Annotated in this window: 21 protein-coding genes; 15 read left to right on the top strand and 6 right to left on the bottom strand. The window is 44.3% G+C overall.

Going from position 1 to position 21982, the window contains the following annotated elements:
* Positions 1 to 8: 8 nt before the first annotated feature.
* Positions 9 to 440, bottom strand: a complete 432-nt coding sequence (locus OCU56_RS08770) for a hypothetical protein (protein WP_261872853.1) — start codon at positions 438 to 440, stop codon at positions 9 to 11.
* 101 nt (positions 441 to 541) lie between these two features.
* Between OCU56_RS08770 and OCU56_RS08765 the strand changes: the two genes are divergently transcribed.
* Entirely contained in the window at positions 542 to 1138 is a 597-nt protein-coding gene (locus tag OCU56_RS08765) for a TetR/AcrR family transcriptional regulator (RefSeq protein WP_261872852.1), read from the top strand.
* Between the two features lie 339 nt (positions 1139 to 1477).
* Here OCU56_RS08765 and OCU56_RS08760 read toward each other — a convergent pair whose 3' ends face one another.
* From OCU56_RS08760 to rne, 4 genes are all read right to left on the bottom strand, one after another.
* A complete protein-coding gene (locus tag OCU56_RS08760) occupies positions 1478 to 2536 on the bottom strand; it encodes an alcohol dehydrogenase family protein (RefSeq protein ID WP_261872851.1) in 1059 nt (352 codons plus the stop codon).
* Complete coding sequence (locus OCU56_RS08755; protein WP_261872850.1) at positions 2536 to 3051, bottom strand: TetR/AcrR family transcriptional regulator; 516 nt, start codon at positions 3049 to 3051, stop codon at positions 2536 to 2538. The genes OCU56_RS08760 and OCU56_RS08755 overlap by 1 nt, the downstream gene beginning before the upstream one ends.
* A 484-nt stretch (positions 3052 to 3535) precedes the next feature.
* Positions 3536 to 5095, bottom strand: coding sequence for a SulP family inorganic anion transporter (locus OCU56_RS08750; protein WP_261872849.1), 1560 nt, complete (start codon positions 5093 to 5095; stop codon positions 3536 to 3538).
* Positions 5096 to 5502: 407 nt separating this feature from the next.
* The gene (rne, locus tag OCU56_RS08745; RefSeq protein WP_261872848.1) at positions 5503 to 8601 is read right to left on the bottom strand and encodes a ribonuclease E; all 3099 of its coding nucleotides are present in this window, start codon (positions 8599 to 8601) and stop codon (positions 5503 to 5505) included.
* 602 nt (positions 8602 to 9203) lie between these two features.
* Here rne and rluC point away from each other — a divergent pair.
* Positions 9204 to 10148 carry a 23S rRNA pseudouridine(955/2504/2580) synthase RluC gene (gene rluC / locus OCU56_RS08740; RefSeq protein ID WP_261872847.1) on the top strand — a complete coding sequence of 315 codons (945 nt, stop codon included), beginning with the start codon at positions 9204 to 9206 and terminating at the stop codon, positions 10146 to 10148.
* On the opposite strand, the gene OCU56_RS08735 is transcribed toward rluC, so the two are convergent.
* Positions 10145 to 10732, bottom strand: coding sequence for a Maf family protein (locus OCU56_RS08735; protein ID WP_261872846.1), 588 nt, complete (start codon positions 10730 to 10732; stop codon positions 10145 to 10147). The two genes, rluC and OCU56_RS08735, sit on opposite strands and share 4 nt — an antisense overlap.
* A gap of 117 nt (positions 10733 to 10849) precedes the next feature.
* Here OCU56_RS08735 and yceD point away from each other — a divergent pair, with 117 nt between their 5' ends.
* The 13 genes from yceD (at position 10850) to OCU56_RS08670 (ending at position 21559) form a co-directional block, all read left to right on the top strand.
* The gene (gene yceD / locus OCU56_RS08730) at positions 10850 to 11386 is read left to right on the top strand and encodes a 23S rRNA accumulation protein YceD (RefSeq protein ID WP_261872845.1); all 537 of its coding nucleotides are present in this window, start codon (positions 10850 to 10852) and stop codon (positions 11384 to 11386) included.
* A 5-nt stretch (positions 11387 to 11391) separates the two neighbouring features.
* Positions 11392 to 11562 carry a 50S ribosomal protein L32 gene (rpmF, locus tag OCU56_RS08725; protein ID WP_004737376.1) on the top strand — a complete coding sequence of 57 codons (171 nt, stop codon included), beginning with the start codon at positions 11392 to 11394 and terminating at the stop codon, positions 11560 to 11562.
* 9 nt (positions 11563 to 11571) lie between these two features.
* A complete protein-coding gene (plsX, locus tag OCU56_RS08720) occupies positions 11572 to 12597 on the top strand; it encodes a phosphate acyltransferase PlsX (protein WP_261872844.1) in 1026 nt (341 codons plus the stop codon).
* Between the two features lie 5 nt (positions 12598 to 12602).
* Positions 12603 to 13553 (top strand): beta-ketoacyl-ACP synthase III, encoded by a 951-nt coding sequence (locus tag OCU56_RS08715; RefSeq protein ID WP_261872843.1) that lies wholly within the window; start codon positions 12603 to 12605, stop codon positions 13551 to 13553.
* A 142-nt stretch (positions 13554 to 13695) separates the two neighbouring features.
* Complete coding sequence (fabD, locus tag OCU56_RS08710; RefSeq protein ID WP_261872842.1) at positions 13696 to 14619, top strand: ACP S-malonyltransferase; 924 nt, start codon at positions 13696 to 13698, stop codon at positions 14617 to 14619.
* A gap of 24 nt (positions 14620 to 14643) precedes the next feature.
* The gene (fabG, locus tag OCU56_RS08705; RefSeq protein ID WP_261872841.1) at positions 14644 to 15378 is read left to right on the top strand and encodes a 3-oxoacyl-ACP reductase FabG; all 735 of its coding nucleotides are present in this window, start codon (positions 14644 to 14646) and stop codon (positions 15376 to 15378) included.
* 162 nt (positions 15379 to 15540) lie between these two features.
* A complete protein-coding gene (gene acpP, locus OCU56_RS08700; RefSeq protein ID WP_261872840.1) occupies positions 15541 to 15774 on the top strand; it encodes an acyl carrier protein in 234 nt (77 codons plus the stop codon).
* A 97-nt stretch (positions 15775 to 15871) separates the two neighbouring features.
* Positions 15872 to 17122, top strand: a complete 1251-nt coding sequence (fabF, locus tag OCU56_RS08695; RefSeq protein WP_261872839.1) for a beta-ketoacyl-ACP synthase II — start codon at positions 15872 to 15874, stop codon at positions 17120 to 17122.
* Positions 17123 to 17296: 174 nt separating this feature from the next.
* Complete coding sequence (gene pabC, locus OCU56_RS08690; protein WP_261872838.1) at positions 17297 to 18103, top strand: aminodeoxychorismate lyase; 807 nt, start codon at positions 17297 to 17299, stop codon at positions 18101 to 18103.
* Entirely contained in the window at positions 18096 to 19112 is a 1017-nt protein-coding gene (mltG, locus tag OCU56_RS08685) for an endolytic transglycosylase MltG (protein ID WP_261872837.1), read from the top strand. The genes pabC and mltG overlap by 8 nt, the downstream gene beginning before the upstream one ends.
* The gene (tmk, locus tag OCU56_RS08680) at positions 19113 to 19748 is read left to right on the top strand and encodes a dTMP kinase (protein ID WP_261872836.1); all 636 of its coding nucleotides are present in this window, start codon (positions 19113 to 19115) and stop codon (positions 19746 to 19748) included. It begins immediately after the preceding gene.
* Positions 19748 to 20710: a DNA polymerase III subunit delta' gene (holB, locus tag OCU56_RS08675; RefSeq protein ID WP_261872835.1), complete on the top strand. Its 963-nt coding sequence runs from the start codon at positions 19748 to 19750 to the stop codon at positions 20708 to 20710. The genes tmk and holB overlap by 1 nt, the downstream gene beginning before the upstream one ends.
* A gap of 78 nt (positions 20711 to 20788) precedes the next feature.
* Entirely contained in the window at positions 20789 to 21559 is a 771-nt protein-coding gene (locus tag OCU56_RS08670) for a TatD family hydrolase (protein WP_261872834.1), read from the top strand.
* Positions 21560 to 21982 lie beyond the last annotated feature (423 nt).

Here is a 21982-nt window from a genome sequence, read left to right as displayed (position 1 = left end):
ATAAGCCTTTAGTGATACCGCGCGAATAAGCGTTCAGCTATTTTAGCTGCGATTAACATCTCTACCCAAGATATTGGAATCAAGATTAATGCCATGTCCCAAGTTCCCAAACCTGAATTAACTGAAGCAACCCAAAACACACCTATAGTCGCTAAAGTTGTTACCGTTGCTGATATGAAGATAGATTTCGAATTCTGACCGAAAACTTGAGAACATAGCCAGTATATGAACACTAATGTACTCGCCATCATGGTGTCCCATAAACCCCATATAAGCGCGTTACTTACTCCCATTGGCCCGATATCGATCTTGCCTGCATAGAACTCTTTCATCATTGGAAAAGCGACCAGTATCGCTCTTGCCACCTCAGCGACATGAATCCAGATGCTGGTTAGCAACATGACGATAATAAAATTTTTCAGATTGAAGTTTGAATTCACGAGTTATCCCATTCTGTAGTGTTCGTTCCATAATTGACATTCTGAAGTGATCACTACAGAATGTCAATTATCTAAGCTAGTCGTTGTTTTAGGAGACACAAATGAGCGCGGGTAGAAAAAGAGCATTCGATAAAGAATTAGCACTAAAAACAGCAATGTGTGTTTTCTGGAGCCGAGGGTATGGAGGGACGTCTGTTGCGCAGCTCTCAACGGCACTGAACATTAATACGTCGAGTCTTTATGCTGCATTCGGGAGTAAAGATAAGCTCTACAAATCCTGTCTCGAATACTATATCGAGCACTATATTTCGCCTGTTTATGAGGGAATTCAGTTTCCGAATGACGCGACCGGAATGCAAGGGCTTAAACGTTATTTTGAGTCTCTAATCGATTTGTTCGTGAATTTAGAAACCCCAAAAGGCTGCTTGCTGATTAAAAGTACAAGTGAGACTGAAAACCCTCTGTTTCCATCTGATGTGAAAGAGTTTTTGAAAATACAAGGCGAAAGGATATACCAAATAACGTTTTCATTTGTGCAAGCATCCTTTACTGGCCAAGATAGCGAATACCAAGCATCACTCGCTAATTTAATCACAATGGTAAGCAATGGCATTGCTGTCCAAGCCGCCGCAGGGCAGCCTAAAGAGACGTTGAATAAATGTGCTGATCAGTTCACCAGCATTTTACAATTACATTAGGCACAACATGGCTGCAGCAACGCACGTTAGGGCATCAATGAGTTTGGCAATATCGTTCCTGTTAGATTCCTTTAGTAACAAAAAACACTATCTCTATAAGAATTGAGTTAGAGACAGAACCTAAAATCAAAGTTCGGATAATTTCTGATATTGCAAATCACCAGAGATTACTACTTGGGGCTGGTACTGCGATGGTTGGCTTCAGGAAAAAGCGAGTATCAAATTTTTGGTTAGATTGCATACCAGAGTAAAAACCTTGAGATTGGTTAAGAGCGGGCCTTGAACTGAACACTCAATACAAAGCCATTTATGCACTCACTGTTTTTTGTTAACTCGTCGTTATTGTTCGGATACTTTTAGGACAATTTTGCCTACGTGCTTCTTTTTTAAGAAAACGTCTTGAGCCGTATTTATCTCTTGCAGTGGGTAAGTTTGCGCAACGATTGGCTTAATTTTACGTTGCTCGATGCAGTTAACTAAGTTTTGGAATACTTCAGGCTCAAGCACAGTGCAGCCGAAAAAGCTTAAATCTTTTAAATAAAGCGTTCTGACATCCAACTCAACCAAAGCTCCGCCAATCGCACCAGACACGGCGTATCGGCTGCCTGGTCTTAACAATTGTAAAAACTGAGGCCACTGCTTCCCTGCGACTAGGTCGATAACGACATCAATACTGTTTTCACCTAGAACTTCAACTAAGTCAGTATCTCGCGATATGACTTGGTCTGCTCCTAGCTCCAGCAGTTGTTGATTTTTGCTAGGGCTGGTAATAGCGATAACATATGCTCCGCGCGCTTTGGCAAGCTGAATCGCTGCCGAGCCAACACCGCCAGAGGCACCAGATATCAACACTCTATCCAGTGACGTGACGTTCGCTCGGGTAAGCATATTCTCTGCTGTTGAATAAGAGCAAGGAAATGAAGCCAATTCAATGTCGGAGAGAGGACTATTCACCGCATAGGCATGCTTGGCAGTGACCACTGTGTATTCCGCAAATCCTCCATCACATTCGGAGCCATAGTACTTAGGTGAGTTAAATGGCTGGCCGCTGGCTTCGCTAAGACAAGGTTCGATTAGAACTCGTTCCCCGATACGTTCTGCACAGACGTTATCACCCACGGCAACTATAGTGCCACAGACATCTGCTCCTTGAATACGAGGAAAAACCATGGCACTACCAGACCAACTTGCATCCGAGCTACTGCCATCGTCTTTCGAGTACCATGCTGTTCTGGTGTTGATGTCGGTATTGTTAACACCAGCGGCAGAGACGCGGATGAGCACTTCATTTGAAGTTGGTGTTTGTACTGGAATATCATCACGGTATTGGAGCATTTCTGGGCCACCATGACCGATAAGCTGAATGCCCTTCATGGTCTTTGGAATAGTGGTCATCATTAATCTTCCTTTAAAAGTTGTAATAGCGCCTTTTGGGCTGATGTTACTGCGTTTCGACCCAGTACAGGCCATGCGCTTGATACGCCTTCATGCAGTAAAAAAAGAGCAGTAGAAAGCTCTTCTCTCTGGCTTTGCTGGCCTAAGAACTGGCGAACTTCTTCTTTGTGTTCTTTAACTGCCTTGCTGATAAGTGGATTCTCGGGAAAGGCAGACATAGCGTTCATAGACAGACAGCCGTGTGGCGCATATTCCTTCATCCATTGTTCAAGTTTATTAAAAATATGCAAAACAGACTCAACACCACGAGAAGGTGACTCGTTAAGCAGAAAAGTGAGGTATCTTTGATGACGATACTCCAGCGCACCGACTATCATCGCTTCTTTGGATGGATAGTGTTTGTATAGAGTTCGCAGGCTGACGTTACACGCTGTCTTTAGTTGAGCAACGCTCGGCTCAGCAAAACCATATTTACTGAACGCCTCTTCAAGACTAGCGGCAATTTGTTCTCTAAGCATAATCATCCATAGGTAGAATGTTTGTTCTACCTATAGAGTAGAATACTCATTCTACTTCTGTCAATACATAGTGTCAGATAAGAGGGATGTACTGCTGAGCTTGGCTTGCTTTTGCCCCATAGCTCAAATGCCTTTATGACATTGTCATAAGTTCGACGGATTTGTTCTGCTGTCGCTTCACCTAAATTGAAATGTAACTCCTTCATGTTCGCAAAGAGGCACCCTTTAGGCGTGTCAGAATTTTTATCTTCACAGGTACGATAAAAAGCCAGTTTCTAAAGTACTCCATTAAACGGAGCCTCAGCTCTTAAAAGGCCAAGTATTGGGTTAAGTGCCTTACTCTCATAGTGTTCCAGTACCGCACACGTTAAGCCATCTTCCCCCCCAAACTCACAATAGAGACTCGGTTTAGAGACCTTTTCCTATCACATATAAAAAACGCCTATAGGATCTCTCCGATAGGCGTTAGTCGTTATTGGTTGAATTAACCTGCAAGTACGTCAGTGGCGACCTTATAGCTAGGATCTTCCTTAACGTTGATCTCGACTAAACTGCCTGCTTTATCCAGTAGGGCTCGACAATCTTGGCTTAAGTGTCGTAGATGAAGAGTTTTTCCTACGGAGGCGTAGCGTTCGGCCAGTGTTTCGATGGCTTCAATAGCGGAATGGTCCGTTACGCGCGAGTCAGCAAAATCGACAATGACATCATCAGGGTCATTTTGAGCATCAAATAGCTCAAGGAAGTTGGCCACAGAGCCAAAGAAAACAGGACCGTGAATAGAATACACTTTTGAGCCTTCATCATTTAGCTGACTGCTGGCGTAAATATGCTTCGCATGTTGCCAAGCAAACATGAGCGCAGATGCGATGACACCAACGGCCACTGCAACGGCAAGGTCTGTTAATACTGTGACAACAGTAACTAACACGATAACGAAGAAATCTTGCTTAGGTACTCGGCGTGCAAGTTTGAAGGTCGCCCATTCAAATGTACCAATCACCACCATAAACATAACACCAACTAATGCGGCCAGAGGGATCATCTCTATAAGTGCTGAGGCAAATAAAATAAACATGAGTAGGGCAATAGCGGCCACGATACCCGATAGGCGACCGCGACCGCCTGAGTTAATGTTGATCATGGACTGGCCTATCATGGCGCAACCGCCCATAGCGCCAAAAACAGAACAGCTTAGGTTCGCAATACCTTGTCCCACACATTCGCGATTACTTTTGCCACGAGTATTGGTCATTTCGTCAAGCACGGTTAATGTCAGTAGTGACTCAATTAAACCAATAGCCGCTAAAATAATGGCATAGGGTAGGATGATTTTTAATGTTTCTAAAGTGAAAGGCACATGAGGAATAGCAAAGCTTGGTAACGATCCGGCCAAGGTTGCGCTGGCATCCCCTGACATAGCACGTAAAAAGTCTACTACAGTGCGGGTATCTAAACCCAGCAATTGCACCAGTAGGGTAACGGTGACTATGGCCACTAACGAAGAAGGTATTGCCGTGGTGAGCTTAGGCAAAAAGTAGATGATCGCCATGGTCAATGCCACTAAGCCAAGCATGACCGCCATTTGATCATTGGGTAACCAAGTCATGACCCCAGCAATATCAGGGGCTTTGAACTGTCCGAGTTGCGCTAAGAAAATAACAATAGCCAAACCGTTAACAAAACCAATCATAACCGGATGAGGCACAATACGGATGAACTTGCCGAGTTTACATATCCCCGCCAATACCTGAATAACACCGGTAAGCATTATGGCAGCAAATAGGTATTGCACACCATGTGTAGCCACTAGGCTGACCATAACCACCGCCATAGCTCCAGTGGCACCGGATATCATGCCCGGGCGACCGCCAAAAATAGAGGTAATGAGGCCAACAATAAAGGCTGCATATAAACCCACCATAGGGTCAACGCCAGCAACAAAGGCAAAAGCCACGGCTTCAGGAACTAAAGCCAGTGCAACGGTTAAACCGGATAAGACATCATTTTTGATGCTTTGAGCTGAAAATTGTGGAGATTCAAACATGGGAAATTTCATCTAATAGGTGAGTGTAATATCACAGACAAAAGGGTTAGCTAAAGGATTGTCTGATAATCGATATATTATAGTGGGTTACACTTTTTTGCTGTTGGTTGCCTTTTGGTGAGTGAATCGTAACGGAAATGTGATCTAAGTGCAATAAGATGATGATGCCAATCGTACTAAATAACAGCTCATTCTAGCTGGTTAGAATACCCGATAACTGCGTTAGAATTTTTGATTGTAGAATAGCGATTTATGGAAAAATACTGCCTTATTTTCGAGCATTTTTCCTGCGCTATTTCCGAACATTTGCTTACTGTGATTAGTATGAAATCAGAATAGATATTGGCAAATTGTAGATAAAAAAAAGCCAGCCTAGAGGCTGGCTTTCCATTCATTGAAATATCAAATTAGAAGTTAGGTTTGGTCATTGATGCGCCCGCTTGATTGGTCGCAGATTGACTACCAGCACTTCGGCCTTGGAAACGTTCACTACGTAACGCTGCCGCCTTAACTGAAATTTCTTGTAGTTGTTGAGGGCCCGGAGCACTGGTCATTGTAGACTGTGCATGGCCTTTAAAGCTCATGGTCGCCTTAGGTGCACTTTCTACCACTGTTGCGGCAGGTTGTGTCACTTCAGGTTCAGCTTTCACTTCTGCTTGCTGGGCAACAACAGGGCTAGTTTCAACCGTTGTTTCCACTGGCGTTTCTACAGCAGAGACGGTTTCTACAACAGCAACGGGTTCAACGGCTTGTTCTACAATTGGTGCTTCAGATTCAGCTTGTTCAACAACAGGACTTACTGGCGTAGCTTCAACAGTCACTTGTTCAACCGCTGCTTTTTCAACAACCGTCGTTTCAACAACCGCTTGTTCTACAACTTTAGTCTCAGTGACTTTAGGCTCAACCATAGCCACTGGTGTCGTTTCAACGACAGGCGTTTGTTGCACAGGTTTCATGATGATGACTTTAGCCATCGACATTTCAGGGCAAGCTACACCACTAACAATGTTAGTTGCGTTGTTTTCAACAACAGGCGCTTTTTTCTTAGGCTTAGGCAAGTCGTATTTAGGCATCACTTTACCCATTGCCATCTCAGGAGAGGCAACACCACCTTTACGTAGGCGGAATGGGTTAGGTCTGCGATCGCGACCACGACGACGGCGTTGACCACTGGCACGTAAGTGACGTGGAGAGCGACGATTACGGCGTTGTTGTGAACCTTCGTTTTTCTCAGACTTTTCTGCTGGCGCATTGTCATCAGTAGAAACGTTACCTTTCGGTTGTTGTTTCTTCGCCGGCTTCTCAGCTGCAGGTTTCACTTGTGTCGCTACATTTGCAGCCACAGTTGCTTCACTGTTTGCTGTTTGTTGGTTTGCTTCAGCCTGCTGATCTTTAACACGCACTTGTTTCTTCATCTGACGACGTTGACGGCGCTGTTTAACTTGGCTGGTCTTAGTCGTGTCTTTGTCGATTTTTGCTTCCGGCTCTTTTTGAGCTTGCTGGGCAAGTTGCTTACCTTGTTCTTCGACCTTAGTTGGTGCTTTTCTCTCTTTACGAGGCTTGCGCTTATTCTCTTTACGAGGCGCATCCTGTTGAGTCGATGGTGAACGCGGCGCTTCGGCATTTTCATCACGTTCCGCTGTGTTGCGGTTAGGACGATTATTGCGACGACGGTTATCGCGATTGTTACGACGACGGTTGTCGTTACGATCACGGCGAGGCTGTCTTGGTTTGCTTTCTTCTACCGCAGGTTTTTCTTCTTTCACTTCTTCGGTGCTAAAGAAACTGCCAATCGCTGAAATGATGCGAGAGAACCAACTTGGACCTGTCGGTGCTGCAGGTGCAGGGGTTACAGGTGGCGTTGCAGGTGCTGCTTGTGGGGCAGGGGATTGCGTTGGAGAGGCAAAACCTTGTAGAGCAGGCTCTTCAATGCGTTTTGGTGCAACTTCTACTACTTCACCCGCTTCACGAGCTTCTGCTTCTTTCATTGCGTCCAGTTTCTTCGGCAACAAGTAAGACAGCAAGCTTTGTTCTTCACCTTCACGTACGCGAACCACCTCAAAGTGAGGGGTTTCCATATCAGAGTTAGGTACGATAAGTACTTTAACGTCTTGACTACGTTCAATGTGATTCACGCTACGACGTTTCTCATTGAGTAGGTAGGAAGCGATAGGCACAGGCACAACCGCAAGTACTTGCGCTGTGTTGTCCTTCAATGCTTCTTCTTCAATAAGACGTAATACAGAAAGTGCTAATGATTCATTGTCACGAACCACACCGGTACCACTACAACGAGGGCAAATATGATGGCTAGCTTCTGCAAGAGACGGGCTCAAGCGTTGGCGAGACATTTCTAACAGGCCAAAGCGAGAAATACGGCCAATTTGTATGCGAGCACGGTCTAAACGTGCCGCTTCACGGAGGCGATTTTCGACTTCGCGTTGGTGACGTACAGGTGTCATATCGATGAAATCGATAACCACTAAACCACCCAAGTCACGCAAACGTAATTGACGAGCAATTTCATCGGCCGCTTCTAAGTTGGTGTTCAGTGCCGTTTCTTCAATATCACTCCCCTTAGTTGCGCGAGCAGAGTTGATATCAATTGAAGTTAATGCTTCTGTTGGGTCAATAACAACAGAGCCACCAGAAGGTAAGCGAACTTCGCGTTGGAACGCAGAGTCAATTTGGCTTTCAATTTGGTAGTGGCTAAATAGTGGCACTTCACCATCGTATTTTTTAACACGACTAACAAAGTCAGGGCGCACCAGTTGGATGTGCGCTTGAGCACGCTCAAAGATAGTATTGCTATCAATTAAGATCTCGCCAATATCGCGACGTAGATAGTCACGAATAGCACGAACAATAACATTACTTTCTTGGTGAATAAGGAACGGAGCTTGATTAGCGTCTGCCGCTTCTTTTACTGCATTCCAATGGTTAAGGAGTACATTTAAATCCCATTCCAGTTCTTCAGCGCTTTTGCCTACACCCGCAGTACGTACAATTAAGCCCATACCTTGAGGCAATTCTAAAGTGCTTAGTGCTGCTTTAAGTTGGGTGCGCTCGTCACCTTCGATACGGCGAGAAATACCGCCAGCACGAGGGTTATTAGGCATCAATACAAGGTAGCTACCTGCAAGAGAAATAAAGGTTGTTAGGGCTGCGCCCTTGTTGCCACGTTCTTCTTTCTCAACTTGTACAATTACTTCTTGACCTTCTTTAAGCACTTCTTTGATGCTTGGACGGCCTTGATAAGTGTAACCTGCTGGGAAGTAGTCTCGTGCCACTTCTTTAAGAGGGAGGAATCCGTGTCGTTCTGCGCCATAGTCAACAAATGCTGCTTCTAAGCTTGGCTCAATGCGAGTGATACGTCCTTTGTAGATATTCGCCTTCTTTGATTCGTGTCCAGGACTTTCGATATCTAAATCAAACAGTTTCTGTCCATCAACGAGGGCGACACGCAACTCTTCTTTTTGAGTTGCGTTAATTAACATTCTTTTCATTCGAAATCTCGTCGTTTTTCTTTGATTATTTTAATTGCGATTGTCGCATTAGTCCCTATCAATGGCGCCTGATCCCATGGTCTTTCGGTGCAACCTCTCGGCTGGAAGGGATGCTCGCGGGCGCTTAGTCATCACATTTTTCTCTTCAGAAAAACATGATCTGCGAATAGTTTGCAGTCGAACTCTGCATCGATAGGTAAAAGTTGCGCTACAAGTTTGTTCACTATCAATGTCTTATGCCTTACGCAGCACCGAAAAATGAACAATCAACTTTTGATATATTGTCAATTTGCACCTGAGAAAAGTGTAAAAAATAACCAAAGGCGCATATTGATTGAAGAACTATAACAGTGTCACTAATACACAGCAATCAACAAACAGTTAAAGGATAGGAAAAAATCCAACAAAATGGAAATTAAATCCGTTAAACTGTTGATTATTATGAATTTAATAAATGTGACTTAAAATGACAAAACTGTGACGGGGTCAGGTTGTGCACAGGTTCTTAAATAAGTATGCGTGAAAGGGGAGATAGATTTTAGTGATTTGTAGAAAGGGAGAAAAATGTGCTTTACGACACTTTACAATGGTAGACTACATAAATGACTGAAATTAGAACCCAAGTCCAGTTTGTTGAGATTGATTCCGACATGGCAGGACAGCGCATTGATAACTTTTTGCGCAATCAACTTAAAGCCATCCCCAAAAGCATGGTGTATCGCATTATCCGTAAAGGGGAAGTGCGTGTGAATAAAAAACGCATCAAAGCGGAGTACAAACTTCAAGCGGGCGATACAGTGAGAATTCCACCTGTAACACTGCCTGCTAGCGAAGAGACACCCGCACTGAGCACTAAGCTAAATAAAGTGTCAGAGCTAGAAGAGTGTATTTTGTATGAAGATGATCATCTGTTAATTCTTAATAAACCCTCGGGTACGGCGGTACATGGTGGCAGTGGCTTAAAGTTTGGAGCAATAGAAGCATTACGTGCACTGCGACCACAGGCGCGGTTTTTAGAGTTGGTGCATCGAATAGACAGGGATACTTCAGGTATCTTGCTTATTGCCAAAAAACGTTCGGCGTTGCGTCATTTACAAGCGCAATTTCGTGAAAAAACCGTACAAAAGTATTATTTTGCTTTAGTGATGGGCGAGTGGAAAAGCAGTATCCGAAAAGTGACGGCACCTTTGCTTAAAAATGAAGTGAACAGCATTGTACGAGTGAATCCTAAAGGTAAGCTGTCGGAAACACGTTTTAAAGTGCTAGAAAAACTCAATAACGCCACCTTAGTTCAAGCCAGTCCTATTACTGGGCGTACTCATCAAATTCGGGTACACACTCAGTATGTGGGCCATCCCATTGCTTGGGATGACCGTTATGGTGATCGTCGTTTTGATGCCTTTACTGCTAAAGTGGGTTTAAATCGTTTGTTCTTACATGCGGCTAATATTAAATTTACTCACCCTGGCACTGAACAATTGATGGACATTTCAGCGCCAATGGAAAATAAATTAACCCGTGCGGTTGAAGGGTTACGTTTAAGCTAACCTAGTACAGCCACACCTTCGTTGTCTAAAAGTTGAATAAGGTCGATCAGTGGTAAACCCACCAATGTGTTTGGATCTTTACCTTCTAGAGAACGAAACAATGCAATACCGAGTCCTTCACTTTTGAAGCTACCTGCACAATTTAACGGTTGTTCTATGGCAACATAACGACGAATTTGTGCCGCAGATAAGGTTTTAAAGTGAACGTTAAACGTATCCACCGTCACTTGGGTGCGTTTTTCTTTGCTGTTATATAAAGCAAGACCGGTATAAAAAGTAATGGTTTGACCACTTTGTGCGGTTAATTGCTCGATAGCCCCTTGTGTGGTGTGCGGTTTACCCACAATACGATCATTCACAACACAAACTTGGTCAGATCCAATGACGAGGTGATTACCGGGAGGAAGAGGGCAGGCTTTAGCTTTGCCTTCCGCTAATCTCGCCACCAATTGTTCCGGCTTTTCATTATCGAGGGCCGTTTCGTCAAAGTTGGGACTGACTTGAGTAAATGAAAGTGATAATTTACGCAGAATTTCAGCTCGGTAGGGTGATGTCGACGCTAAAACAAGGTGATATTCGTTCATGATTTCCAGCTACAGGTTTGGACAGATTGCTATAGAATAATCGACGTACAAAAATTGAGTAACTTTTTTCTGTTTTCCTTTGACTAAATTTAATTAGAGAGATAATATTCGCGCCCTATGCAAAAGGTAAAAATACCGCGAACGGTTGACCCGAGTAAAGCAGCTCAGAAACGACTAGACTATGATGGCATCATCCAAGTCAGTCTGCTCAAGCGCTTGGCCGAGTCGGTCGAAGGCGTAAAACGCAACGCAGAAGTCACATTGTCATTTGACTTAGATGAACAACGATTGGTCGTTATCTCTGGTAAAGCTAACGTCGAAGTCGATTTAGAGTGTCAACGCTGCAATGAGAACTTCACACATTTATGTGAAGTCCAATTCGTCTATACCCCTAATAAGGGCGAAAAGACCGAAGAGGAAGCCCCGGAAGAGTACGATTTGGTAGATCTGAACGAGTACGGTGAATGCGATCTCATACAGTTAGTTGAAGACGAGTTCCTTCTAAATTTGCCTCAAATAGCAATGCACGACGAGTCTGAATGTAGCGTAAGTACACATAACTTGGTTTTTGGTGATATTCCTGAAGAAATTGAGGAAGACAAACCAAACCCGTTCGAAGTTTTAAAAAGCTTAAAAGCAAAGACAAAGGAGTAGGGTCAATGGCCGTACAAAAGAGCAAGAAATCACGTTCAATGCGTGGCATGCGTCGTTCACACGATGCGCTAACTACAGCTGCACTATCTGTAGACGCAACTTCAGGTGAAACTCACCTACGTCACAACGTGACTGCTGAAGGTTTCTACCGTGGCAAAAAAGTAATCAACAAGTAAGGTTACTTTTTGCGAACGATTACCGTTGCACTTGATGCAATGGGTGGGGATTTCGGTCCCCATGTTACAGTGCCTGCCGCCGTGCAGGCATTGTCTATTTTCCCAGAGCTGAACATTATTTTAGTGGGTGATGAATCTGTTCTCATTCCACACCTCTCTTCATTGGGTTTTTATCCCAACGACCGCATTTACATCGAACATACCGATAAAGTCATCGCTGACACCGATAAACCCTCTTCTATTATGCGCCGCAGCGCAGGCACGTCTATGCGCCGAGCTATTGATCTCGTTGAAGATCATACCGCACAAGCGTGTGTGAGCGGAGGGAATACTGGGGCGTTAATGGGGTTATCTCGTTATCGTCTTAAACTGTTGCCCAATATTGAGCGACCAGCTTTAGTGTCGACACTGCCGACCCGTAGCGGACAAAAAGTCTGGCTATTGGATTTAGGTGCCAATGTGTCTGTTGATGCCAATACATTATTTCAGTTTGCGGTGATGGGTACGGCGTTAGCCGAAGAACACCTACATCGCACGCCAAGGGTCGCCATCCTCAATGTCGGTACTGAAGAGATAAAAGGTAACGAGCTAGTGAAGCAATGCTCTGAATTGCTTCAGCAAGTGCAAACAATCAATTACATTGGATTTATTGAAGCTCATCAATTGTTACATGATGAGGCCGATGTAGTGGTATGTGATGGATTTGTCGGCAATGTATGTTTAAAAGCTTCGGAAGGGGTGGCAAACCTATTCCTAGAAAAGCTAAAACAACATATGCTATCTTCTAAGCTAAGAGCTTGGATATCAAAAATTCTCTTTTCTGAGCTGTTTTCTGACCTAAAACAACTGAACCCCGACCAGTATAACGGGGCAAGTTTGTTAGGATTGCGCGGCATTGTCATTAAAAGTCACGGAAGTGCGGATAAAACTGCTATCATCAATGCAATCATAGAGGCAGTTCACGAGGTCAAACGTCAGGTACCCAGTCGTATTAGTGACCGTTTGGAAACCGTTTCACTCGAGAGGCAAAATTAGTCTTCATGTATAGCAAAATATTAGGCACAGGCAGCTATTTGCCTTCCCAGGTGCGCACCAATGCAGATCTAGAAAAAATGGTAGATACCGATGACGAGTGGATTGTCGCTCGCACAGGTATCAAAGAACGCCGTATTACCGCCCCGGATGAGTCCGTGGCCGATATGGGTCATATTGCTGCAAAAAACGCCATTGAAATGGCGGGTATCGATAAAACTGATATCGATCTTATTATCGTTGCAACCACCAGTGGCAGTCATGCTTTCCCTTCTTCTGCTTGTCAGATTCAAGGAATGCTTGAAATCCCTGGCTGTGCGGCATTTGATATTGCTGCCGCTTGTACTGGGTTTGTTTATGCACTGTCTATCGCAGACCAGCATATCCGTTCAGGAATGTGTAAAAACATTCTGGTAATTGGTGCTGATGCATTATCAAAATCAGTGGATGAAATCGACCGTTCAACCGTTATCTTATTCGGTGATGGCGCTGGCGCTGTGGTATTAGGAGCCAGTGAAGAGCAAGGCATTTTATCGACACATCTTGGTGCCGATGGCCGTTATGGCGAATTATTGAGCCTTGAAATGCCAGTCCGTGGTGGTGAAGTAGACAAATGGCTACACATGACGGGTAACGAAGTATTTAAAGTGGCCGTTACGCAACTTTCTCGCTTAGTGACAGATACTCTTAAAGCCAATAACCTTGCCAAAGAAGATCTGGACTGGTTGGTACCACACCAAGCAAACCTACGCATTATCACGGCAACGGCTAAGAAACTGTCAATGCCGATGGATCAGGTTGTGGTAACCCTAGACCGACATGGCAACACGTCTGCAGCAACGGTCCCTACCGCGCTGGACGAAGCCGTTCGAGATGGTCGTATAAAACGCGGACAACTGATGTTGTTAGAAGCTTTTGGTGGCGGTTTCACTTGGGGCTCTGCACTGGTCAGATTCTAAAACGCGAAAGATTAACGTAACCAACCGTAATAAATAGCGGTTTTTCCGCACGGCAAATGCCCAGTTAATTTATTATGTTTGGTAATAAAGAAGTGCTTATGCACTTCTTTTTCAATATTTAGCAAGGCTTAAAGGACGAATTATGAGCAAATTTGCAATCGTATTTCCAGGTCAAGGCTCGCAAAGCCTTGGCATGTTGGCTGAACTTGGTGAGCAATTTGATGTTGTAAAGCACACTTTTTCTGAAGCATCAGAGGTGCTGGGTTATGACTTATGGGCATTGACTCAAGAGGGACCTGCCGAAGATCTTAATCAAACTCATCGTACTCAACCTGCACTATTGGCTGCATCTGTTGCCATTTGGCGTGTATGGAATGAACAGGGCCTTGCGACACCAGAGTTGGTTGCAGGTCATAGTCTTGGTGAATATTCTGCACTTGTGTGCGCAGGTGTGATTGACTTTAAACAAGCGATCAAGCTTGTTGAGTTGCGCGGTCAACTAATGCAAGAAGCGGTGCCTGCGGGTACGGGTGCCATGTACGCTATCATCGGTCTTGCTGATGACGCGATTGCAAAAGCGTGTGAAGACGCAGCGCAAGGTGAAGTAGTATCTCCTGTGAACTTTAACTCTCCAGGCCAAGTTGTGATTGCTGGTAGTAAAGCGGCGGTTGAGCGTGCGGGTGCTTTGTGTAAAGAAGCGGGTGCGAAACGCGCATTACCTTTACCTGTATCTGTACCGTCACACTGTGCACTAATGAAGCCTGCGGCTGACCGTTTAGCCGAAGCATTGCAAGACATTGAGTTTAACGCACCATCACTACCTGTGATCAATAATGTTGACGTCGCTGCGGAAACCGATCCTGCGAAAATTAAAGATGCACTAGTGCGCCAACTTTACTGCCCAGTACGCTGGACAGAAGGTGTACAAAGCATGCATGAGCAAGGCATTGAAAAGCTATATGAATTAGGCCCAGGTAAAGTGTTAACGGGTTTAACTAAACGTATTGTGAAAAGCCTGACAGCCGCGGTCGTTAATGATACTGCGTCTCTTGAAGCTGCCAAATAAGATTGTTAACGGAGAACACGAAGAATGAACCTTGAAGGAAAAATAGCACTAGTTACTGGTGCGAGCCGTGGCATTGGTCGCTCTATCGCAGAAACCTTAGTGGCGCGCGGAGCAACGGTTATTGGTACGGCTACCAGTGATAATGGCGCAGCAGCCATTAGCGAATACTTGGGCGAAAATGGTAAGGGAATGGCACTAAATGTAACAGATCCTAGCTCAATAGAATCGGTACTAAAAGAAATCACTAAAGAGTTTGGCGCTCTGGATATTTTAGTGAATAATGCAGGTATTACACGAGATAACCTGCTGATGCGTATGAAAGATGACGAGTGGACTGATATTATGGACACTAACTTAACGTCAATCTTCCGTTTGTCTAAAGCGGTTCTACGTGGCATGATGAAGAAACGTTGTGGTCGAATCATTAACGTAGGCTCTGTTGTGGGTACTATGGGTAATGCTGGCCAAACTAACTACGCTGCAGCAAAAGCTGGCGTAATTGGTTTTACAAAGTCTATGGCTCGTGAGGTTGCTTCTCGCGGCGTAACAGTCAATACTGTAGCACCTGGCTTTATTGAAACAGATATGACAAAAGCATTGAATGATGAGCAACGCGCTGCGACGCTATCTTCAGTGCCAGCGGGTCGTCTAGGTGACCCTAGTGAGATTGCAGCGGCTGTGGCGTTTCTTGCCTCACCCGACGCGGCTTACATCACCGGCGAAACATTGCATGTCAACGGCGGCATGTACATGGTTTAATTTTGCGCACTTTTTGATGTGATATAAGTCAAAAATGCCATTAAAATCGGTTAAACTAGCAAAATTGTGGTTTGACCAGCAAGGATGACCTTGCAACTTTTTATCTTTTGAATAAACTACGCAAAACATCGCATTCAGCGACTTATGTATAGGAAATAAAAAATGAGCAATCTTGAAGAACGCGTAAAAAAAATCATTGTTGAACAACTAGGTGTTGACGAAGCTGAAGTTAAAAACGAATCTTCTTTCGTTGATGATCTAGGTGCTGATTCTCTAGACACAGTTGAGCTAGTAATGGCTCTAGAAGAAGAATTTGACACAGAGATCCCTGACGAAGAAGCAGAGAAAATCACTACTGTTCAAGCTGCTATCGATTACGTAACTAGCGCTCAGTAATTCTCTTCTCAGGCGGTCAGTCTTGACCGCCTGATTCTTTACAGCTTCCTTATCGTTGTATATCTTCTCTAATTAATCTAACCCCGGAGTAAAAATCGTGTCCAAGCGTCGTGTAGTTGTCACTGGCATGGGTATGTTGTCACCGGTCGGCAACACCGTAGAATCTTCTTGGCAAGCCCTGCTATCAGGTCAAAGCGGTATTTCAAATATCGAACATTTTGACACCACCGATTTTTCAACACGCTTTGCAGGTCTTATTAAAGACTTTAACTGCGAAGAGTACATGTCTAAAAAAGATGCCCGTAAAATGGATTTGTTTATCCAGTACGGCATTGCAGCAGGTATCCAAGCACTAGATGATTCTGGCCTAGAAATCACTGACGAAAATTGCGCACGCGTAGGCGTTGCAATTGGTTCTGGTATCGGTGGCTTAGGTCTAATTGAAAACGGTATTCATACTATGAACGCAAAAGGCCCACGTCGTGTGAGTCCATTTTTTGTTCCATCGACTATCGTTAATATGATTGCAGGTAACCTGTCTATCATGCGCCGTCTTCGCGGCCCTAACATTGCTATCTCAACAGCATGTACTACAGGTTTGCATAATATCGGCCATGCGGCTCGTATGATTGCTTACGGCGATGCAGATGCTATGGTTGCCGGTGGCTCAGAGAAAGCTTCCACCCCAATGGGTATTGCTGGCTTTGGTGCGGCTAAAGCGTTATCAACTAATAATGAAAACCCGCAAGCGGCTTCTCGTCCATGGGACAAGGATCGTGACGGTTTTGTATTAGGCGATGGTGCTGGCATGATGGTACTTGAAGAGTATGAATCAGCTAAAGCACGTGGTGCCAACATTTACTGTGAGCTTGTTGGCTTCGGTATGAGTGGCGATGCTTACCATATGACCTCTCCAAGTGAAGACGGTTCAGGTGGTGCATTGGCTATGGAAGCCGCTATGCGTGATGCCGGTGTCACCGGTGAGCAAATTGGTTATATCAATGCTCATGGTACATCAACACCAGCAGGTGATGTTGCAGAGCTAAAAGGCGTTAAACGCGCTCTTGGTGAAGCAGGGGCTGCACAGGTTAAGGTATCGTCAACTAAGTCCATGATTGGTCACCTATTAGGTGCTGCAGGCTCAGTTGAAGCGATCATTACCGCACTGACTTTACGTGATCAAAAAGTTCCGCCAACAATCAATCTAGATAACATAGATGAGCGTGCGGCAGAACTTGGTATCGACTTGGTACCGAATGTCGCGCAAGATGTCGATATTGAATACGCCCTATGTAACTCATTTGGTTTTGGTGGTACAAACGGCTCGTTGATCTTTAAAAAGATTTAGTGGTTGTTGACCCTATAGAACAAATAGTGAGCAATAACAATCATAGTAACCGCTGTAATCAATTAACATGATCAGTTGTTACTTAGATTGATATAAAATAGTTTGGGTCAGACTCAGTTTCAATGGAAACTGACTCTGGCCTTTTTTATTGTCTGTCACCTTTGGGATAAGAGCATGTATTGGATAAATGGAGAGCTACAAGACACCATCTTAGCGAGCGATAGAAGCTTTAACTATGGTGATGGCGGCTTTACCACCATGAAAACCTGTGATGGCCAAGCAATACATTGGTCTTTGCATGTACAACGCATGCAATCGTGTTTGCAACTGCTGCATATCCCTTGCCCCAATTGGGATAACGTGCGACTTTGGGTGGAAACCGCCGCCCATGCCCAAGGTGATGGCGGAATAAAACTGCATATTAGTCGTGGCAGTGGTGGACGAGGTTATAGCCCATTGGGCGCTGATGAACCACAGGTGACCATCAGTAATTTTGCTTACCCTAGCCATTATACTGATTGGCAACGACACGGCATTGAGCTTGGCGTAGCACAACCTAGATTGGGGCTCAATCCCTTGTTAGCCGGACATAAGCATAATAACCGACTAGAACAGGTGTTGATAAAAGCCGATCTTGAGCGTCAAGGGTATAGTGATGGCATTGTGTTAGACCTTAACCATCATGTGGTCGAAACCAGTATGGCAAACTTATTTTGGGTCAAGGATGGCACCCTCTATACTCCGAGCCTTGAATTATGCGGTGTATCAGGTGTGATGCGCCGTTTAGTCATCGCCGCCGCCGAGGCAAGCTCCTTAACGGTTCAATATGGTCACTTTGTTATGCAGGATATCTTGGATGCTGATGAAGTGTTCATGTGCAATTCATTATTGGGTATTGCTCCCATTATAAAAATAGAATACAAAACTTTTGCAGTCGGTATAATTGCACGCGATTTTCAGGAGAGGATAAACTGTGCTTAAAAAATTCATCACCCTTTGTATATTGGTCGTCATAGTAGCGGGAGCCGGCGTATTTTATGCCTTGAATCAGGTGGAAGCCTATGTCAAACAGCCACTCAACGTCGCTGAACCCACTTTAGTTACGATCAAATCTGGCACATCATTCAACGCATTACTGCACCGTTTTGAAAGTAACGGTTGGTTAGAGTCTAATGAATTCTCAAGATTATTACGTCGAATTCACCCTGAGTTAACTCAGCTAAAAGCGGGCACATTTGAAATTACCCCAGATCATACACTGCAACAAGCCTTGCTTAACTTGGTGAACGGTCAGCAAGTGCAATTTAGCATTACGTTTGTAGAAGGCAGCACCTTTAAAGAGTGGCGAGCCTTGCTAAATAATGCCCCGCATCTAAAACATGTAAGCCAAGAGATGACCGAGGCGGAAATTGCCCAAGCATTGCAGCTGGATAAACAAAAACTGGAAGGCTTACTCCTGGCGGAAACATACCACTACACTGTGGGCATGACCGATCTTGATATAATGAAGCGTGCCAGTCATCAACTGAACCAAGTTCTCAATCGATACTGGGATCAGCGTCAAGAGGGCTTACCATTAAAAGATGCCTATCAAGCGTTAACGCTGGCCTCCATTATCGAGAAGGAAACAGCGCTGGCTACAGAACGCCCTATTGTCGCTTCTGTTTTTGTTAACCGCTTAAAAATTGGTATGCGTTTGCAAACCGACCCTACGGTAATTTATGGTATGGGTGATAAATACCAAGGCAATATTCGCAAGCGAGATTTGCAAACGCCTACACCTTACAATACCTACACCATGTACGGATTAACGCCTACGCCTATTGCTATGGTCGGAGAGGCGGCCATTGCGGCCGCGGTAAACCCAGATCAGACCAAATATTTATACTTTGTTGCCAGTGGTCATGGGGGACACGTCTTTACCAAAAACCTACGAGACCACAACCGTGCAGTTCAACAGTACCTCAAAAAATTAAGGGCACGTAATTAAATGAAACTAGGTAAATTTATTGTCGTTGAGGGTTTAGAAGGTGCCGGTAAAAGCACGGCTATCGCCAGTATCATGTCCAAGCTGAATACGGTTGGCATTGATGAGGTAGTCTCAACAAGAGAGCCCGGTGGCACACCTTTAGCGGAAAAAATGCGTGCTTTAGTAAAAGAGGAGCACGGTAACGAGCCCTTACAAGACACCACAGAGTTGCTGTTAATGTACGGGGCGCGTGTGCAGTTAGTGGAAACGGTAATTAAACCTGCCTTACACAAAGGGCAATGGGTAGTGGGGGATCGTCATGATCTCTCTTCACAGGCTTATCAAGGTGGAGGCCGACAAATTGCCAAACAAACCATGAGCGCCCTCAAGCAGATAAGTTTAGGGGATTTTAAACCGGATTTGACGTTATATATGGATATTGACCCGCGCATAGGTTTAGAGCGTGCACGGGGGCGTGGTGAGCTAGATCGTATCGAAAAAATGGATATTTCCTTTTTTGAAAGAGCGAGAGACCGTTATTTAGAGCTAGCCAATAGTGATGATTCAATTGTGATCATTAACGCCGCTCAACCTATTGCCCAAGTCGCTGAGGATATTGATTCTGCACTCAGCCACTGGTTAGGAATGAATGTGTAATGAACAGCTTTGAATATCCGTGGTTGCAAGATAGCTGGGAAAAAATCAATACCAGCCTACAACAAGGCGTATTACCCAGTGCACTGCTATTTACTGCCACAGAAGGTTTGGGTGATGAAGCCATCATCAACAAACTGGTTAAAGTTCAGTTATGCAGTAGTAGTGAAGTGGAAGCGTGCGGATTTTGCCACAGCTGCGCATTATTTGAGGCGGGTACCCACCCAGACTTACATTCCATTAGCCCTGTAGAGGGTAAAGCTAGCATTTCAGTGGATCAAATTAGGGAAGGAAATCGCTATGCCCTTGAATCATCTCAGCTAAGTGGCCAGCGGGTGATAGTTATTGAACCTGCCGAAGCAATGACAGAGCAAGGCATGAATGCGTTACTAAAAACCCTAGAGAGTCCACCGCAGCAATGCGTGTTTATCTTAAAAAGTCACTCAGCGCACCGTTTGCTTGCCACCATTAAGAGTCGTTGTCAGCACTGGCATATTCGCGCACCGGAGTTGGCCGAGTATCAAGCATGGCTAGAAAATAACGGCGTATCGGATGTGTCCGATTTGCACCATCAACTCTATTTAGGATCCCCTTTAAAACTGAAAGCCTTTATCGAACAAGGGCAGGGGGCAGAGTTTGATAAAATATTGAGTGCATTGGCCGATTTTATCGAGCAAGACTTTGCCTTACCTAAAGTGTTTGTGGATCTTTGTGCAACGGAGACATTAAGTAAATTAAAATGGCTTTCTTTGGCCTTAATTGAACTGCAAAAAAGCTATTTTGTGGCCTTACCAACCGTGACGGGTCACTCAGGGTTACAACGCTTGCAGCTTGCAGTGGATTACTCTGGCGCTTTTGCTATGTCACAGAGCTTAGCTAAGCTCATAGAGCAGTTCACGCAACATACCGGACTTAATAAAGAACTGTTATTGAGCCAGTGGTTGATAGAGATAAAAACGCTATGATGACTTTCTAAAGAATGCATATCTAGCAAAAAAATAGTTACCAAGCGTGCGCAATGCGCGCTTTTTTATAGGTGTTATATGTTTGTAGATTCTCATTGTCATCTTGATAAATTGGATTATCAAGATTTACACACAGGTGTTGCCGAGGTGATTGCTAAAGCTGAACAGGCGAATGTTAAGCAATTATTGTCGGTAGGGGTTACCTTAGACGCCTTCCCTAAAATGATGGAGCTTATCGCTCCTTTTCCGCAAGTGTATGCCTCAGCAGGCGTGCATCCACTGGACGTGGAAAGTGATTTTAACTACCAACAACTGCATGAATTTGTGCAGCATGAAAAAGTGGTGGCAGTAGGGGAAACGGGGTTAGATTTTCACTATAAGCCCGAGACGAAAAAGCTACAAATAGAGCGCTTTGAACAACAAGTACAAATGGCGGTTGATGTTAATAAGCCTTTGATTATACACACAAGAATGGCAAGAGAAGAGACGTTAGCTATCTTACGAAATGGCGGCGTACAACAGTGTGGTGGCGTCATACATTGCTTTACTGAAGATAGAGCCTTTGCTGAGGCGGCCATGGAGCTTGGTTTTTATATTTCAATCTCAGGTATTGTCACTTTCCGCCAAGCAACAGAATTGAAAGAAGTGGTTAAACACCTTCCTTTAGACCGTTTGTTAATTGAAACAGACTCACCGTATTTAGCGCCAGTGCCTCATCGAGGTAAAGAGAACCAGCCTGCTTATGTTGTTGAAGTGGCGAGTTATATCGCCCAGCTAAAAGAGATCTCTTTAGGGGAAGTGGCCAGTAAAACAACGGAAAACTTTACGACACTTTTTTTGAGTCGCTAAATTAGTTTTCGCTATTTTTGCCTTGCTATGGTGATTAATTGGTAGGTAACTAGCGGTAATTACTCAATATGTTGGTAAGTACGCAATGTGTTTAAAATCAACCTCACAGAGCCAAGGGTGATACTTTCTGTACAAAAAATAAGTAGAGAGTAATATTTTCACCCCTTATAAAGCGCACATAAAATACACTTTTGATAATGCAAATCAACAGGTTAAGTATGAATGTGCGCCACATTTAGCGTTCGGTTAAATGTGATCTATCACTGCTTTTTTAAACTTGGATTTTCCTCAATAGGGACAGTTAAGCGCCATAAATATATATTTAGAGAAGAAAAATATAGCCGGGACAGGTTACATTTCTTAATGGGTACTATCATTCAGGCTACGGGGGTAAGTCGATAGGCCCTAAAATTCTAATAATTT

It is taken from the genome of Vibrio rarus (genome assembly GCF_024347075.1).
Lineage (GTDB): Bacteria > Pseudomonadota > Gammaproteobacteria > Enterobacterales > Vibrionaceae > Vibrio > Vibrio rarus.
This window is presented reverse-complemented; position numbering and strand designations above follow the sequence as displayed.